We start from the raw sequence: 14876 nt of genomic DNA on the forward strand, positions 1-14876 counted from the left end.
GAAAGCACCGGTCTTGAAAACCGGCATACGTTAATAGCGTATCTAGGGTTCAAATCCCTATCTCTCCGCCACTTTTAAAAAAAAACCGCTGTTCTTACAGCGGTTTTTTTGTATCTGCTGTTTTTTAACCGCTGTTATCGAAACTTCTAATTGATTTTTCTCTAGCTCTTTCTCCAAGTTTTTGCGTACCTACTTTGGGTTTAGTTTACGCAGTAATACCTTCAATCGAAGACATTTCCATACGTCTCATTTGGGCTTCAAATAGAGCTTTCTTAAGTCTCAACGTGGGATGCTTAAACGCATTTTGATAGAGTTCCAGTCTAAATACTGCGGATGCACTTGGAGAAAAAATGAAGCTACTTTACTGGTTAGATGAATGGCAAGCTCTTACTCAACAAGAACAAGAGATGGCTTTACCTATCTCTGGCTACGATTTACTTGATGATGTGTTTGTAAAGTATGAACTCGTCGATCTTAACAAGCCATTGTTGTTTACATTTTCTCCTTCCGGTACTGATGTGCAGGTACAAGATTTAACTCCGGATTTTTCTCCTTGGGGCTACGAGCTCGGAATACAACAACAAGTAAACATTATTGCCTTTCAACATTTAGGACAAAGTAATTGGTTCCGTAGTCGGAATTTGATTTTCTTTCTGGAGCAGCTATCTGAGTTGCTTCATCCCTTCAAATGTCGTTTGGGTTATGGGCAAAGTCGAGGTGGCTTTGCAATTGGCGCGTTCGCTAACTTGCTGAAACTAGAACATCTTTTGTTGTTTTATCCTGTTAGCACTAAAAATAAAGCGTTAGTGCCTTGGGATGATCGGCCGAGTACTGAGCTTGCTCAGCAGTTTGCTTGGGAAAGCGGCTACCATGATCGAGATTTGGGCAATGCCAAAGGTTATATTATTTATGACCCATCCAATCGCATTGATCGTCTTCATGCTGAACGTTATCCAGAGCTTACCCATTTAAAAGTCGTCGGTATGGGACACGGCACTCAATCCACACAATTAGATAAATTAGAATTTTTTAATCTGGTGGCGCAGGAGTTTGTTCGCCATCAAACCTTAGATATTGACCAATTTAATAAGCAAATTCACGCTTTGTTTTAAAAGAGGACTGATATCAGAGTCCCCTGTAACCAGGGGGAGATGATCACACACTAAAAACTAGATTTTTAACACAATTGCTAGGCGCAATTTAGATGGAGGATTAATGAAGTTACTGTACTGGTTGGATGAATGGCTGGCTCTTTCTCGTGAAGAACAGCAAACCAGGCTACCGATGTCCGGGGAGGACTTACTTGATGATGTATTTGTTAAGTATGAGTTTGTCGACCGCAATAAACCGTTGTTGTTCACCTTTTCCCCTGCTGGTACGAATCTACAAGTACAGGACTTACACTCAGACTTTGCGCCTTGGGGTTATCGCTTAGCCCAGAAACAAAAAGTAAATATTATTTCATTTCAGCATCTTGGGAAAAGTAACTGGTTTCGTAGCCGTAATTTGATTTTCTTTCTAGAGCAACTGTCGACTTTACTTGAGCCCTTTGAATGTCGTTTAGGCTATGGACTTAGCCGCGGTGGTTTTGCTATTGGTGCCTTTTCTAATCTATTAAAGTTGGATCAAGTATTGATGTTTCACCCGGTCAGCACAAAAAACAAAGTTTTGGTGCCATGGGATGATAGGCCAAGTACTGAACTTGCCCAACAATTTGATTGGGAAGGAAAGTATCATGACCTTGACCTTGGCGATGCAAAAGGCTACATCATTTATGATCCAACTAATGAAATCGACCGCCTTCACGCCAAACGCTACCCAGAGCTCACTCACTTAAGAGTCTTCGGGATGGGACATGGTACCCACGCGACGTATTTGAATAAATTCGGTTTTTATAAGCAAGTGGCCGTAGACTTTATACGTTATCAGAAGATAGATATAGCGCAGTTTCGTCATCAGACCAAAACGCTGCGCTTAAAAGAAGATTACTATCAGTGCCTTAACAAGGCGAATGCGAGCTCACAGCATCGTTTAAACTTACTGAGTACCGCTCATAATGTACTAATTGAAGAAAAGAAAGAACATGTGAAGGAGCATCAAGCGCAAATCGATATTCAGCCACTTGTTGATATTGCACTTAAGCATGAGTATGACAACCCGCAAGATGCAGTACAGCTTTTGGAAGTCGCTCAGCAGTTGGTTCCGAACGATCCCGTTGTGGAGCACAAGTTGCAGCAACTGTCGTAACGTTGAGATGTAATGCGGACGATATTGGTCGAAATAGGTCAGTGGCTTTTGTCGCTGGCCTTTTTAATAGCTTATGGATTGATATTTCGATGAAATCTAATGAAGCAGTACAAAATAAAAAGCCCAAGCAAATGCTTGGGCTCCATAAATGTTAATGCGAGTTTTAAAACTCTTTTGGCGCAAAGCCTGTCATCACATCAAGGCGAAGTTCTTTACCAACTTTTGTTAATGGGTGAACGATTACTAAGCCGCGTACGCGTTTTTTCAGTTTGCCGATGTCCGCTTGTTCTGCTTTGGTGATTTCACGAGAGAAAGGCATATCAAGTAAGCTTTTACGTTCTTTGTTCAGCTCATAGTTTTGCTTGTGCTTTAACTGGTTAAGCTTTTTGGTCAGCTGTTCTACTTCATCCGTGAACTTTGTAATCATTTCGTGATCACCACGAGAACGTGCCGCATCAAGTTTACGTTGGCATGTATCTAAACGGTTGTGCAGCTTTTGAATATCAGTTTTTATGCTCATGGTAATTTGGCTCAAATTTTCAATAGTCGAGAAGTATAGCATAGCTGAGATCACACGCTCTACTATACTTCTCGATTGTCTGGCTTTAGTTAATCAGTTCATTGCCCGATACGTTACCAGAGAAAAAGGCTTCGACGTTATCAAGCGTCACAGAGGCAATATTATTAAGTGCTTCGTGAGTCAAGAATGCTTGGTGGCCAGTAAACAGCACGTTATGACAAGCCGATAAACGGCGGAAAACATCATCTACAATGACATCGTTAGATTTATCTTGGAAGAATAAGTCTTTTTCATTGTCATACACGTCTAGGCCAAGCGCACCAATCTTACCTTGTTTCAACGCTTCTATCGCCGCTAGTGAATCTAGCAACTCGCCTCGACTGGTGTTAATGATCATTACACCATCTTTCATTTGCGCGAAGGCTTTTTCGTTCAATAAGTGATAGTTTTCTTCACTCATTGGGCAATGGAGAGAGATAACATCCGCATTAGCGTAGATTTCTTCAAGTGAACAGTAACGGGCTCCCATTTCTAGCGCTAATGGGTTTTCGTAGGGGTCGTAGCAAAGCAGCTCCATGCCAAGCCCTTTGAAGATACGCATCGTCGCGATACCAATCTTACCCGTACCAATAACACCAACGGTTTTTCCGAAAAAGTTAAAGCCAACAAGACCTTCTAGCGAGAAGTTGGCGTCACGTGTCCTTTGATAGGCCTTGTGAAGACGGCGGTTTAGGCACATCATTAAACCAACCGTGTGCTCTGCCACTGCCTCTGGTGAGTAAGCAGGAACTCGAACCACTTGTAAACCTAGTTCTTTGGCTGCTTGTTGATCAACTTTATCAAATCCCGCGCAGCGCATAGCAATAAGCTTGGTCCCGCCCAGAGAAAGCTGTTTAAGGACTGGAGCTGAAAGATCATCATTAACGAACGCACATACAACATCACTGCCGTGCGCCATCTTGGCTGTTTTTTCGGTTAGTCGGAAGTCGTGATAGTGAAATTCAAAATCGCGGTTATTTTTAATTTTATTAAAAGAGGCTTCGTCGTAGGATTTTGCACTAAAAAAAGCAATGTTAATCATGGTTCCCTCTCAAAAAGTACGGACTTTATAAATAAATATGCTTATAAAGTAATGCAACTTAGCCGCAATGAATAGAGAAATCTTCTTTTTGACTTTGTTGTATCAAATAACGATAAGAAGTACGCCTTTCAGCGAGTGCTATCTTACGGTTCCGCATTAGATACTGTTTGCTTTACGAGCATTAACTGACTAGCATTATCGCTCTTTTCTTGTTCACTTTATTAGCTTAGGCGTTACGACAATGTCAGTAAAATGGTTCTCTATGTTCTTGTGTTGTGTGTTTGCTTCGGGCACTCACGCAGCTGTTGACCTCGTTAAAGTCGACAAGTCTAAGCGTCGAATGTATTTGATGGAACAAGGAGCAGTGCTAAAAGAATACCGAATTGCTTTAGGAGCGAACCCGCAAGGACATAAACAAGAAGAGGGAGACAATCGCACGCCGGAGGGCGAGTACACTCTAGATTATGTTATAGAGGACTCTGCTTTTTATCGTTCTGTGCATATCAGTTACCCTGATGCGATTGATACGTTGGAAGCGAGGCGCCGAGGTGTCTCCCCTGGAGGGAACATCAAAATTCATGGCTTAAAAAACGGTGAGAGTCAGTTGCCGATTTACATCCAAAGTTTTGATTGGACTAATGGGTGTATTGCGATTACCAACGAGGAAATGGACGAATTTATCCAGCTCGTCGAGATGGGGACACCAATTCAGATTGAGTGGTAATAAAAGGTCCCCTTTAATGTTCTGGCTCTTATAGGCTATGGCATAAAGCGCTGTGGATGATCACTAAAAATACCGTCTAACTGAGGCAGGTATTTCAGCTTATTTGGATTGTTCACCGTATAGCACATCACTTTGTAACCGGCTTGTTGGAGTTTGTTTATCTGGCGAGTACGAACCCAGTTAATGTTTAGGTTGCAGCTATAGGCACTAACTTCTTCCAAAAGGCGTTTATCTTTTCTCGTAAAGAATTCACTTAACACACCCAATCGGTAGCCACTGCAGTATTTGTGCATCGCTCTAATGACGTCATGACTAAAGCTCGATAGGAGTACATTCTCTTGCGGCATTGGACTTTTTGCTAACGCATTGGCGAGAGTCTGCGCCACTTCTTCCGCTGGATGGTTGTCTACTTTAACTTCGATATTCAAGTTAAGCTTATTCTCAGTAGCTAAAGTGAGCAGTTCATCTAGTGTCACGATCTTCTCGCCTGAAAAGTCTGTGCTAAACCAACTACCGAAATCTAATGCTTTTAACTCTTCCAGGGTGAGCTCATCAACACGGCCTTGTCCATTGCTGCATCGATTGACGGTATGATCATGGCAAACCACTAAAACATTATCTTTGGTAGGCTGTATATCCACTTCCACCCACTTCAACCCCAGGTCAATGGCTGCCTGAATGCTTATTTTTGTATTCTCAGGGTATGAACCTGCCACGCCACGGTGACCAATTAATAACGTTTCCATTCGCTTTATCTTTTGCTTTGCGGTTGCCAGATTGTACTCGTTTTTTCTATGAAGATATATCTAGGTGCATATTGTTAGGAACCTTTAGTAAAAGTGAACATTAAACTCTAATGGCACGTTGCTGCTTCTTGGACTGAGTCCTGTGGACTTAAAGCCTTAGAGTGTGTAGTTGTTTAATTAGTAAATGAGTAATAAAATGCGAACCATTTTTATTTGAATGGTGAGTGGTAATGTCACGAGTTTTGATAGTCGATGATGACGTTCCTTTGTGTGAGCTGTTAGAAGCGGTTTTGCAAGAGGAGGGCTACATCGTCTCTTCTGTGCATTGCGGTGAAAGTGCGCTGCAATATATGGAAAAAACGCCTGTAGATCTTGTATTGCTTGATGTCATGTTACCAAACCTTAACGGCATGCAAGTTGCTCGTAGGATCTGTCAGCGCTTCGCGACACCTATTCTAATGCTTACCGCTCTCAACGATGAAAACTCGATGCTTGATGGTTACCAAGCGGGGGCCGATCAGTATATCGGAAAGCCCTTTAATGTCGCTGAGCTTCTAATGCGCATCAAAGCGATTCTTCGTCGTGTTGGCTTGGAACGTCAACGTCAGACGATGTGTAGTACCGTTCAAACGATCAGCGACCAGCTTAATAGCTTACCCCTCACAAGTACGGAAGCTGAACTATTGAGCTACTTGGTAAAAAACCAAGGAGTCGTGATTTCAAAAGCAGAGCTTCAAACCGAAGTGTTAAAGAAAGAGCTGAGTCCTTTTGATCGCAACCTTGATATGCACATCAGTAACATACGTCGCAAGTTAGTTGAGGCGGGGCTTTCCAAGCAACATATCAAAACCTTCCGTGGCAAAGGTTACAGTTATTTAGAGGCTGTAAACCGTTAATGAAGCTCCGGTGTCCACCTTTTATTGCAAAACGTAAAGATAGCTTAGCGTTCAAGTTATTTAGTTGCATGACCGCAATTGTCATTAGTATTTTGGTCGTGCAATCCTTAGCGGAACAAGCTCTGGTGAAAGCCATGTTGAAAGTGCCCGATAGTGTGCGAGAAGAAATGCTAGACCTTGCACATCAAGCCAATGTATTGATTGAGCACGGAGACATGGACGAACTTGCTGACTGGGCAAATGCGCAAAACTTTTATTTATTTGTGTTGAATGAACATCAGCAACCAGTTACGCACCGTCTGATGCATCCGCACTTCGAGTTCAAACTTCAATTTAAGAGAAGCATTGATGATCAACTTGAGGGGAAAGTGAATCGCCCCATCATCAATATTCCTTTAGTTCATGGCAATACTTTAGTGATTCAATTGCCACATCGACTGCACCCTGCAAATGACTTCATTCTGTATTTCTCTATTCTCAAAGTCGTGATTGCAGTGGTTATTTTGGCGCTCTTTTCGCTGCTAATGGCACGTAACTTACAGCAACCATTGGATCGATTGAGAGAAGCAAGCAAAAAGCTATCTAATGGCGATTTTAATGTCAGTGTCGTGAAAGAGCTGAAGTCGAGCACGCGTGAGTTTAACGAGTTAGCGCAAGATTTCGATCACATGACGCAACAGATTCATTCTCTCGCTGAAAAGCAGCGACTGCTTATAAGAGATGTCTCTCACGAATTGAGAACGCCGTTAGCGAGGCAGAACTTGGTTCTGCATCTTTTGCGAAAGCGTGTTGGAGAAAGTGAGCAAAGCCTAGTGACAAGGCTAGAAGATGAAGCAAAAGAGCTAAACCATTTGATCAGCGATATATTGGAGTTCAGTCGCTTGGAAAATGCGCGCTTCGACAAAGCCACGAAACGCTGTGATTTAGAAGTTTTGCTCTCCCCGCAAGTAGAACGTTGCAAAATAGATTTGAAGTCAGAACAGACGTTGTCTTTCCGCTCAGAAGCTGTATGTGCTAAAGCCATTTGTGAAGAAACGCTGGTCATTCGTTGTTTGAACAATCTTATTGGTAATGCCATTAAATATTCAGGACCAGCATCTCAGATAGAAGTTTCTCTGGAAAATTATGTCAAAGAAGGGCAGCAGTTCACCATCATGTCAGTATCTGATGATGGGCCTGGTATTCCAGATAACAAGCTGGTCGATATTTTTGATCCGTTTACACGCTTAGATGCTTCTAGAGATAAAAAGCTTGGTGGCTACGGTTTAGGTCTTGCGATTGTCAAAGAATCCATGCGTATTATGGGTGGAGCAGTTACGGCGAAAAACCGTGAGCAAGGTGGTCTGAGGGTTACTTTAGTGTTCAAGCAATAAGTATGATTAAGTCGTAATTTTTGTGATTAACATCACGTTATCATGGCGCATCATCAGAGAGTACTTTACAAAAGTTTGCAAATGCAAAGAATGTAAATTTAATGCAAATGGTAATACTTATCACTTATATTCACCCGCGAAATAATTAAGAGGGAATCGCATTCAACAAGTATGTGACCCGAAAAATAATAATCGGAGTGAAAGGATATGTTTACTAAGAGCCATTTGGCGTTAGTGATCGGTGCAGTGTTAGCAACACCTGCAGTGGCGGAAGTTCAAACAGACGAACATGTAATTGTAGAAGGTCGAGAGTTCGGCTACAAGGCGGATACAAACAGTACAGCAATGCGCATGGAAATGACGCAGCTGGAAACGCCGGGACAAGTAGCGGTTATCGATGAAACGGTAATTGATGAGCAGCGTGCAAGTACACTTGGTGAAGTGCTACGTAACGATGCAAGTGTTAGCGCGGGTGGTACAAGCCGTAACCGCGAACGTTTCTCTCTACGTGGTTTTGAACTTAGCAGTTCAGACGGTTTTCTTCGTGATGGCCGTCAACACTGGTCACACTACCGTCAGCCAATTGAGCTTTTAGAGCGTGTTGAAGTGCTTAAAGGTCCATCAGGTCTGCTATACGGTAAATCTGAGCCGGGTGGCTTGGTAAACATGGTTTCGAAAAAACCAACAACTCAAACACAAGCAAGTTTGAGCCAAGATCTAGGTTCGAATGATCACTCACGCACTGTGCTTGATGTGAGCGGCGCGCTAAATGATGCAGAGACACTGCGAGCGCGCGCAATTTTTGCCAAAGAAAGCTACGGCTCTTGGCGCAGGTACGGTGATGGCACTGAGCCTAAAACAGATCGTACGGTAGCTGGCCTAGTGGTTGAGTACGATATCACAGACAACTTTATGGTATCGGCTCATTACGATCGCACGAAAGACGATGGTAGCGTGGACTCTGGCGCATACATTGTTGATGGCAAAGCGGTTCGCGGTGATAAGTACATTTGGGATGCGCAGTGGTCTGAAATTGATAACGAAGTAGAAAACTACGGTGTCGATATTAATGCGCAAGTCACGGATAACGTGAACGTAAAAGCAGGTTACAACCGCCAAGACTTTAAGCGTTTTGATGTAGAGTCTTACCCTAAGTTTGATCAGTATGAAGAGTTAAATACGATTAAGCATCGAGGCAACGATCGCTCCGATAATTGGGTATTTGATACTGCATATATAGATGTGACGACGGACTTTACTTTGTTCGGTACGGAAAACACGTTGTTAGTGGGCGCTAACTACTTAGATTACAGTTATGATCGCTTTATGGCATTTCATAATGAGGCGAGTATTGCGCCAGGAGAAACGGTGCCTAAGCCTAGCTATCGTAGTTCGAAGAAATCACCAACTGCTGAGTACGATACTTGGGGTATCTACGCGCAAAATATGATGACGATTAATGATTACTGGCAAGTGCTTGCAGGTGTTCGTTATGACGAAAAGCGTGATGATGAACTGACCGAAAACCAGGTTTCTCCAAAATTTGGTGTCATTTTCCACCCATCGACGAATGGCTCGGTTTACGTTCAGTATTCTGAAAGCTTCATGCCTCAAGGTGAAGTCAGCAACGGTAGTCGTACCTACATCAATGAAGGTGAGAAACTCGACGCTGAGCGTGGTATCTCTTATGAAATCGGTACGAAGTGGGAACTGTTTGATCAGCGTTTATTTGTATCTGGTGCTGTGTTTGATATCACGTTAGAGAACATCTCGCTGGATGTTGAAAGCGGCAAAGACGCGGGCGGCAATCTCCTACACAAGAAAACGCAAGGTGGTGAGCAAGTTCACAAAGGCGCTGAGTTAATGGCTCAAGGTTTTGTGACCCCAGAGTTGTCGCTAACCGCTTCTGCAATGTATTTGGATGCAGAGCTTAAGAAGGCAGAAAGATATGAAGGTAACCGCCCTGTAGACGTGCCAGAGTTCTCGGCAAGTCTATGGTCTAGCTACAAGGTTCAAGACAACACTAACTTAAACCTTGGTTTGATTTATGAAGGTGATCGCTACGGTGATGCACAGAACACCTTCAAGAAAGATGGCTACGCTCGCGTTGATATGGGCGTGTCATACAAACATAAGTACGATGAAAACTTGGATATTATTGCTCGATTCAATGTCGAGAATTTATTCGATACCGACTACTTCGCAGGTGGTGGTAGCACGAATGGCGAGCAAAAAGGTGCGAGTGGGGTTGTGGTTGGAGAAAGCCGCAACTACATGGCAACAATCCAGTTCAAGTACTGATAACAATTTGATTATTAAAGGGGAAGGGTAGTCTTCCCCTTTGGTCGTTTTTGGAACACAGAAATATAACTCGTATGAATCTAATGAAATCAAGTATCGCTCTGTTGATATCATCGGTTTTGATTCCCGCTCACGCGGCGAACTTAAACGATGCACAAGCTGTGCAGAGTAAAACAAACCAGTCGTCGGCGGTAAGCCAAAAACGTATTGATGCAAGCGCAGAAAAATCACTTACTCTAGAAGCTGAAATTGAGCAGCTGCAAGAGGAAGTCGGTAACTTGAAGATTTATCGCGATCATCTTGCAAGCCTTGTTGAAAGTCAAAATCAAGAAGTTGATAGCTTGAACGAGCAAATTGAGCAGATTGCTCAAACTCGTCAAGGTGTCGTGCCTTTGATGTATCACATGCTTGAGGGCTTAAAAGTGCTCGTCGCTAACGACAAGCCTATACGCAAAGCGCAACGTGAGGAGCGAATTGCAAAGCTGGATTCCATGATGACGCGTGCAGACGTTGCGGATGCAGAGAAGTTTCGTCGTATTTTAGAAGCGTACCAAATTGAAATGGATTACGGCACCAAGCTTGGCGTTTACCAAGGCAAGATTAACCTAGGTGACAATGAAGCTGTGGAGGCGGACATTCTCTATTTAGGGCGTTTGTCTTTGGTAGCGCGTAGCTTATCTGGTGACACATTTTGGAGCTGGTCACAGCAACAACAAGCATGGCAACAAGTGGGTTCTGAGCAAAAATCAGAGCTAGATAAAGCGTTCGCTATGGCGAATAAACAGATCGCGCCGAGTATGTTAACTCTGCCAGTGTCGTTAACCGCTGCGGAGGGCAAATAAATGATGAAAAAATGGTTATCGGTTGCACTAATCTCGACAGCCGCATTAATGCCTCATACAACTGTTGCTAGTGATGCGTTGTTACAAAAGGCGCAGCAAGAAAATCGTCAACAGCAATCGCACAATGTCACGCGTGAATCAGGTTTTAAGCAAACAGAGCAAGAGCTACAGGCTATAAAGAATAAATTGGCCGCAGAGCGAGCTGCTCTTCAAGCAGAAGCGGATTCATTAAGTGTTACTTTCGGTGAAAACGAAGCGGAACTGGCGCAGCTAGAAGAAAAGCTACGTCTAGAAACCGGGAGCTTAGGTGAGCTATTTGGCGTCGTTCGCCAGAACGCAAAAGAGCTAGAGTCAGAGCTCAAGAGCTCAGTAACGGGTGTAGATGCAAACTCATATCAGAAAGATATCGATGCTATTGTTGCGGCTAAATCACTGCCAACGTTGACCCAACTTCAGGCGATGTGGCGCAGCATGGAAGAACAAATCAAAGCAAGCGGTGAAATGGCAAACGTCTCTTTCACACTGCTAAATGGCGAAGGTCGTGAACAAACGGTTAATGGTGTTCGTCTTGGTTCTATGGCGCTGCTGGATGAGACTGGCTACGTTAAGTGGAATGGTCAACGCGGAGACGCGGTAAACTATCTTCGTCAGCCTGAGAACGGTCCAACAGCGAATACTATTTCCTCTGGTGACATTGATGCACTTGTCATTGATCCATCACGTGGCATTCTTCTTGAACAGCTTGCAAACTCACCGACTTTGGCTGATCGCCTAAATGCGGGTGGCGTTGTCGGTAAAATAATCCTTGGTTTATTGGCTATCGGCCTATTGATTGCGCTCGTACGTGGTGCATCACTGATGATTTCGCGCCAGAAAATCATGAAGCAACTGAAAACCCCAGCGCAGCCAGGAAACAACCCTTTGGGTCGCGTGCTTGCGGTATACCAGAAAGACAAGCATCGCAGCGTAGAAGCGTTAGAACTACGTCTTTTGGAAGCTGTTGTTGATGAGCAAACCCACCTAGAAAAAGGGTTGTCGATGCTTAAGCTTCTTGCTGCTCTAGCTCCTATGCTTGGCCTACTAGGCACGGTAACGGGTATGATCGAAACCTTCCAAGTCATCACTCAATTTGGTAATGGTGATCCGAAAGTAATGGCGGGTGGTATTTCAATGGCACTTGTGACTACCGTACTTGGCCTTGTTTCAGCCATGCCTTTGCTATTAGCGCACAACGTATTGAGCTCTCAAGCAGAAAATATTCGCAGTATCTTAGAAAAACAAGGCATCGGTTTAGTTGCAGAACAAGCTGAGCGTGATATGCCGAGTAACAAAAGTCACTCTAACACCTTAGCGGAGAACGCAGCGTAATGGAGCAGATCCTACTCAGCACATTGGGTTTGATCAGTGAGGATTGGGCCACAACATTGATGAGCTTTATGCAGCAAGGTGGTCAAATCCTATGGTGGCTGGCCGCCGTCGTGGCGGTGTGCTGGCTGTTGGTTATGGAGCGAGTTATTTATCTCACAACGGTTTTCCCTGGGGTAAAAAAACAGCTTTGTGAGCAGTGGCAAGCAAGATCAGAGCACCACTCTTGGTACGCGCATCAAATCCGTGAAGGATGGATTGCAAAAGCGCAAATCGAACTGCGCCAAAACCTATCGACTATTAAGCTACTTGTGGCGGTTTGCCCAATGCTAGGGTTGTTAGGGACGGTGACAGGCATGATTACGGTGTTTGACGTAATGGCATCGCAAGGCAGCAGCAATCCGAAATTGATGGCTTCTGGTATCTCACTTGCTACGCTGCCAACCATGGCAGGTATGGTAGCAGCGCTTGCGGGCATGTTTATTCATGCTCGCCTTAGCAAAGTGTGTGAACGAAAAGCTATCCAGTTAGAACAATCTTTAAGGAGTCAAAAGTGAGACTCGGACGCAGACCTAACCAACAAGATGAAGCTCAAGTCGATTTAACCTCGATGCTTGATATCGTCTTCATCATGTTGATCTTCTTCATTGTGACCAGTTCGTTTGTACGTGAATCCGGTGTAGAAGTGAATCGCCCTCAGGCTTCTAATGTAGTAAGTCAAAAAGACGCGGGCATTTTTATCGCAGTAACGGCAGCGAATGATGTGTACATCGACAAACGAGTGGTTGATATTGAGCGTGTTGAGGCCTCTATTGAGCATCTGTTACTTGATCAGCCTGATGCCTCGTTAGTTATCCAAGCTGACGAGCATGCTTACAATGGCACTGTCGTGAAAGTGATGGACGCTGCAAAGGCAGCAGGTGTGAAAAACATTGCTTTGGCGGCGGAGAAACCTTAATGGGCAGGCTGTTACTTGCACTACCAGCATCACTGTTAATTTCTGTGAGCTTGTTTAGCTTTATGGCGTGGATGGTTGATAAAGGCAACCAGCGTGCACCAGAAGCTTCAGAAGCCGTTCGTTTTGATATGGTGATGGTAGAGAATGAAGCAGACGTGCAGCGTCGTCAACGTTCAGTGCCGGAGCAACCAGAACCACCTCAAGCGCCGGAGCCAATGGATCTGTCTCAAGCTGACACTCAAATGGAACCAATGAGTCAGATGACGCCAGTCAGTGCTTTAGGTTTAAACACAGCCCTTGAAGGCATCGCGATTAGCGCCCCAAACTTGAAGGGAACAATGGGCAACCAGCAAGCACTGCCGTTGTATCGTGTTGATCCTCGCTATCCAAGTAAGGCGCTGAAACGTAGAGTGGAAGGTTATGTCATTATGCGTTTCACGATCGATGCAACTGGACGACCAAAAGATATTGAAGTGATCGAGGCTGAGCCCGAGCGCATGTTTGAAAGGGAAGCAATCCGTGCGCTTAAAAAATGGAAGTATCAGCCAAAAGTTGAGGATGGTGTGTCAATTGAGCAGTTCGGACAAACCGCTAAAGTGGAGTTCAAGTTAGCCAAATGATGAAAAAATTCTTAATCGGTACGGTATTAAGCCTGAGTGCACTCTCAACCATTGCCAGTGAGTTAAGCCAATACACCGCAGCGAGAGTTCAACGAGCACACAACTTGGCTCAGGAGGAGAAACTAAAAGAAGCGATTTCATCTCTTGAAGCTATGGAGCTTTCTCGTGGATATGACCAAGCTTATGTCGCTCGAATGTTGGGTATTTTTTACTGGCAGAACGAGCAAACTCAAGCGGCGATTAAGCAACTTGAGTTGGCAGTCAATAGTGGTTTGCTACAAGATGAGCAAGCATGGCAAACCCGAAAAATGTTGGCTGATATACTGCTGAACGAGCAACGTTTTTCTAAGGCTTTACCTCATTACTATGCCTTGAGCAAAAACATTCCTAAAGGTCAAAAAGCGCATGAACTATGGCTGCGTATTTCCCAATCTCATTATCAACTGAGTCAGTGGCAAAAAGTGCTTTCAGCAATGGCTCGTTATGAGAAGTTTGGTCAGCCAGACAAGCTTGGCGCGTTGTCGATAAAGCTTTCTGCTGAGCTAGAACTGAAAAAGTGGAAGCCGGCAATCTCGACCATCAAACGCTTAATCGTGATTGAACCTGAACGAATTGAATGGTGGCGTCAGCTTGTTGCTCTATACCTACGGGTTGATGACAACAAACGTGCCCTAGACTCTTTGGCGTTGGCAAAACTGAAAGGGTTACAACTTAGCCAAGATGACTTAAAGCTGCTGGCACAATTGTACGCGAAACGAGGTATTCCTGAGAGAGCTGCGTTGGTGATGAACGAGCTAGAGGATGTAAACTCGAATAGTAAGCTAAAAGCCCAGCAAGCAACGTATTGGCAAATGGCAAAAGAGTGGGAAGAGTCTATTGATAGCTGGCGTATTGCAGCTCAGCTAGATAGGCAGTATTACTGGAACTATTCTCAACTGTTGGTGCAAGAAGGCCATTATAAAGATGCCATTGCCGCGCTCGATAAGGTCAGAGGTCGTAAAGCGGATGTTGCACTTATCAAAACTCGCGCTTACTACAAACTTAAGCGGTTTGACGATGCGCTCGCTAATGCCAAAAGAGCGAATGAGATTAAGCCATCGAATCAGGCAAAAAGTTGGGTTAAGTATCTATCTCAGCTACGCAAAGTAGAATCGACGCAGGACTCATAGCGAACATTTTTATTAAATACCCGAGCTCAGTCTC

Annotated in this window: 15 protein-coding genes; 12 read left to right on the plus strand and 3 right to left on the minus strand. The window is 44.1% G+C overall.

The genetic code is table 11. The features are described 5' to 3' along the window. The first annotated feature begins 350 nt into the window (after positions 1–350). Both R7127_RS17865 and R7127_RS17870 read left to right on the plus strand, forming a co-directional pair. Positions 351–1112 carry a hypothetical protein gene (locus R7127_RS17865; RefSeq protein WP_005374276.1) on the plus strand — a complete coding sequence of 254 codons (762 nt, stop codon included), beginning with the start codon at positions 351–353 and terminating at the stop codon, positions 1110–1112. 103 nt (positions 1113–1215) lie between these two features. After that, positions 1216–2247 (plus strand): hypothetical protein, encoded by a 1032-nt coding sequence (locus R7127_RS17870; protein ID WP_005374275.1) that lies wholly within the window; start codon positions 1216–1218, stop codon positions 2245–2247. Between the two features lie 163 nt (positions 2248–2410). Here R7127_RS17870 and R7127_RS17875 read toward each other — a convergent pair whose 3' ends face one another. After that, positions 2411–2767 carry a YibL family ribosome-associated protein gene (locus R7127_RS17875; RefSeq protein ID WP_005374274.1) on the minus strand — a complete coding sequence of 119 codons (357 nt, stop codon included), beginning with the start codon at positions 2765–2767 and terminating at the stop codon, positions 2411–2413. Between the two features lie 85 nt (positions 2768–2852). Next, on the minus strand, positions 2853–3848 hold the full coding sequence (locus tag R7127_RS17880) for a 2-hydroxyacid dehydrogenase (protein WP_033906222.1): 996 nt from the start codon (positions 3846–3848) through the stop codon (positions 2853–2855). A gap of 241 nt (positions 3849–4089) precedes the next feature. Here R7127_RS17880 and R7127_RS17885 point away from each other — a divergent pair, with 241 nt between their 5' ends. Next, positions 4090–4572, plus strand: a complete 483-nt coding sequence (locus tag R7127_RS17885) for a L,D-transpeptidase family protein (protein ID WP_054574480.1) — start codon at positions 4090–4092, stop codon at positions 4570–4572. 35 nt (positions 4573–4607) lie between these two features. Here the strand turns inward: R7127_RS17885 and R7127_RS17890 are convergent, their stop codons facing one another. After that, the gene (locus R7127_RS17890; RefSeq protein ID WP_005386019.1) at positions 4608–5318 is read right to left on the minus strand and encodes a glycerophosphodiester phosphodiesterase family protein; all 711 of its coding nucleotides are present in this window, start codon (positions 5316–5318) and stop codon (positions 4608–4610) included. 230 nt (positions 5319–5548) lie between these two features. Here R7127_RS17890 and R7127_RS17895 point away from each other — a divergent pair, with 230 nt between their 5' ends. The 9 genes from R7127_RS17895 to R7127_RS17935 all read left to right on the plus strand — a co-directional run bounded on the left by R7127_RS17895 (position 5549) and on the right by R7127_RS17935 (position 14842). Then, on the plus strand, positions 5549–6214 hold the full coding sequence (locus R7127_RS17895) for a response regulator transcription factor (protein ID WP_005386018.1): 666 nt from the start codon (positions 5549–5551) through the stop codon (positions 6212–6214). Beyond that, on the plus strand, positions 6214–7587 hold the full coding sequence (locus R7127_RS17900) for a sensor histidine kinase (RefSeq protein ID WP_033906224.1): 1374 nt from the start codon (positions 6214–6216) through the stop codon (positions 7585–7587). The genes R7127_RS17895 and R7127_RS17900 overlap by 1 nt, the downstream gene beginning before the upstream one ends. A 207-nt stretch (positions 7588–7794) precedes the next feature. After that, on the plus strand, positions 7795–9888 hold the full coding sequence (locus R7127_RS17905) for a TonB-dependent siderophore receptor (protein ID WP_033906225.1): 2094 nt from the start codon (positions 7795–7797) through the stop codon (positions 9886–9888). Positions 9889–9962: 74 nt separating this feature from the next. After that, on the plus strand, positions 9963–10730 hold the full coding sequence (locus R7127_RS17910) for a DUF3450 domain-containing protein (protein ID WP_005374260.1): 768 nt from the start codon (positions 9963–9965) through the stop codon (positions 10728–10730). Continuing rightward, positions 10731–12098 carry a MotA/TolQ/ExbB proton channel family protein gene (locus R7127_RS17915; RefSeq protein WP_054574484.1) on the plus strand — a complete coding sequence of 456 codons (1368 nt, stop codon included), beginning with the start codon at positions 10731–10733 and terminating at the stop codon, positions 12096–12098. After that, positions 12098–12652 (plus strand): MotA/TolQ/ExbB proton channel family protein, encoded by a 555-nt coding sequence (locus R7127_RS17920; protein WP_017635540.1) that lies wholly within the window; start codon positions 12098–12100, stop codon positions 12650–12652. The genes R7127_RS17915 and R7127_RS17920 overlap by 1 nt, the downstream gene beginning before the upstream one ends. Further along, positions 12649–13053: an ExbD/TolR family protein gene (locus R7127_RS17925; protein WP_005374257.1), complete on the plus strand. Its 405-nt coding sequence runs from the start codon at positions 12649–12651 to the stop codon at positions 13051–13053. The genes R7127_RS17920 and R7127_RS17925 overlap by 4 nt, the downstream gene beginning before the upstream one ends. After that, the gene (locus R7127_RS17930; RefSeq protein WP_005374256.1) at positions 13053–13673 is read left to right on the plus strand and encodes an energy transducer TonB; all 621 of its coding nucleotides are present in this window, start codon (positions 13053–13055) and stop codon (positions 13671–13673) included. Before R7127_RS17925 ends, R7127_RS17930 begins: the two co-directional genes overlap by 1 nt. Beyond that, entirely contained in the window at positions 13670–14842 is a 1173-nt protein-coding gene (locus R7127_RS17935; protein WP_033906228.1) for a tetratricopeptide repeat protein, read from the plus strand. Before R7127_RS17930 ends, R7127_RS17935 begins: the two co-directional genes overlap by 4 nt. Positions 14843–14876: the final 34 nt, after the last annotated feature.

This window comes from Vibrio sp. 1159 (assembly GCF_033340395.1).
In the GTDB taxonomy this organism is placed as follows: Bacteria; Pseudomonadota; Gammaproteobacteria; order Enterobacterales; family Vibrionaceae; genus Vibrio; species Vibrio alginolyticus.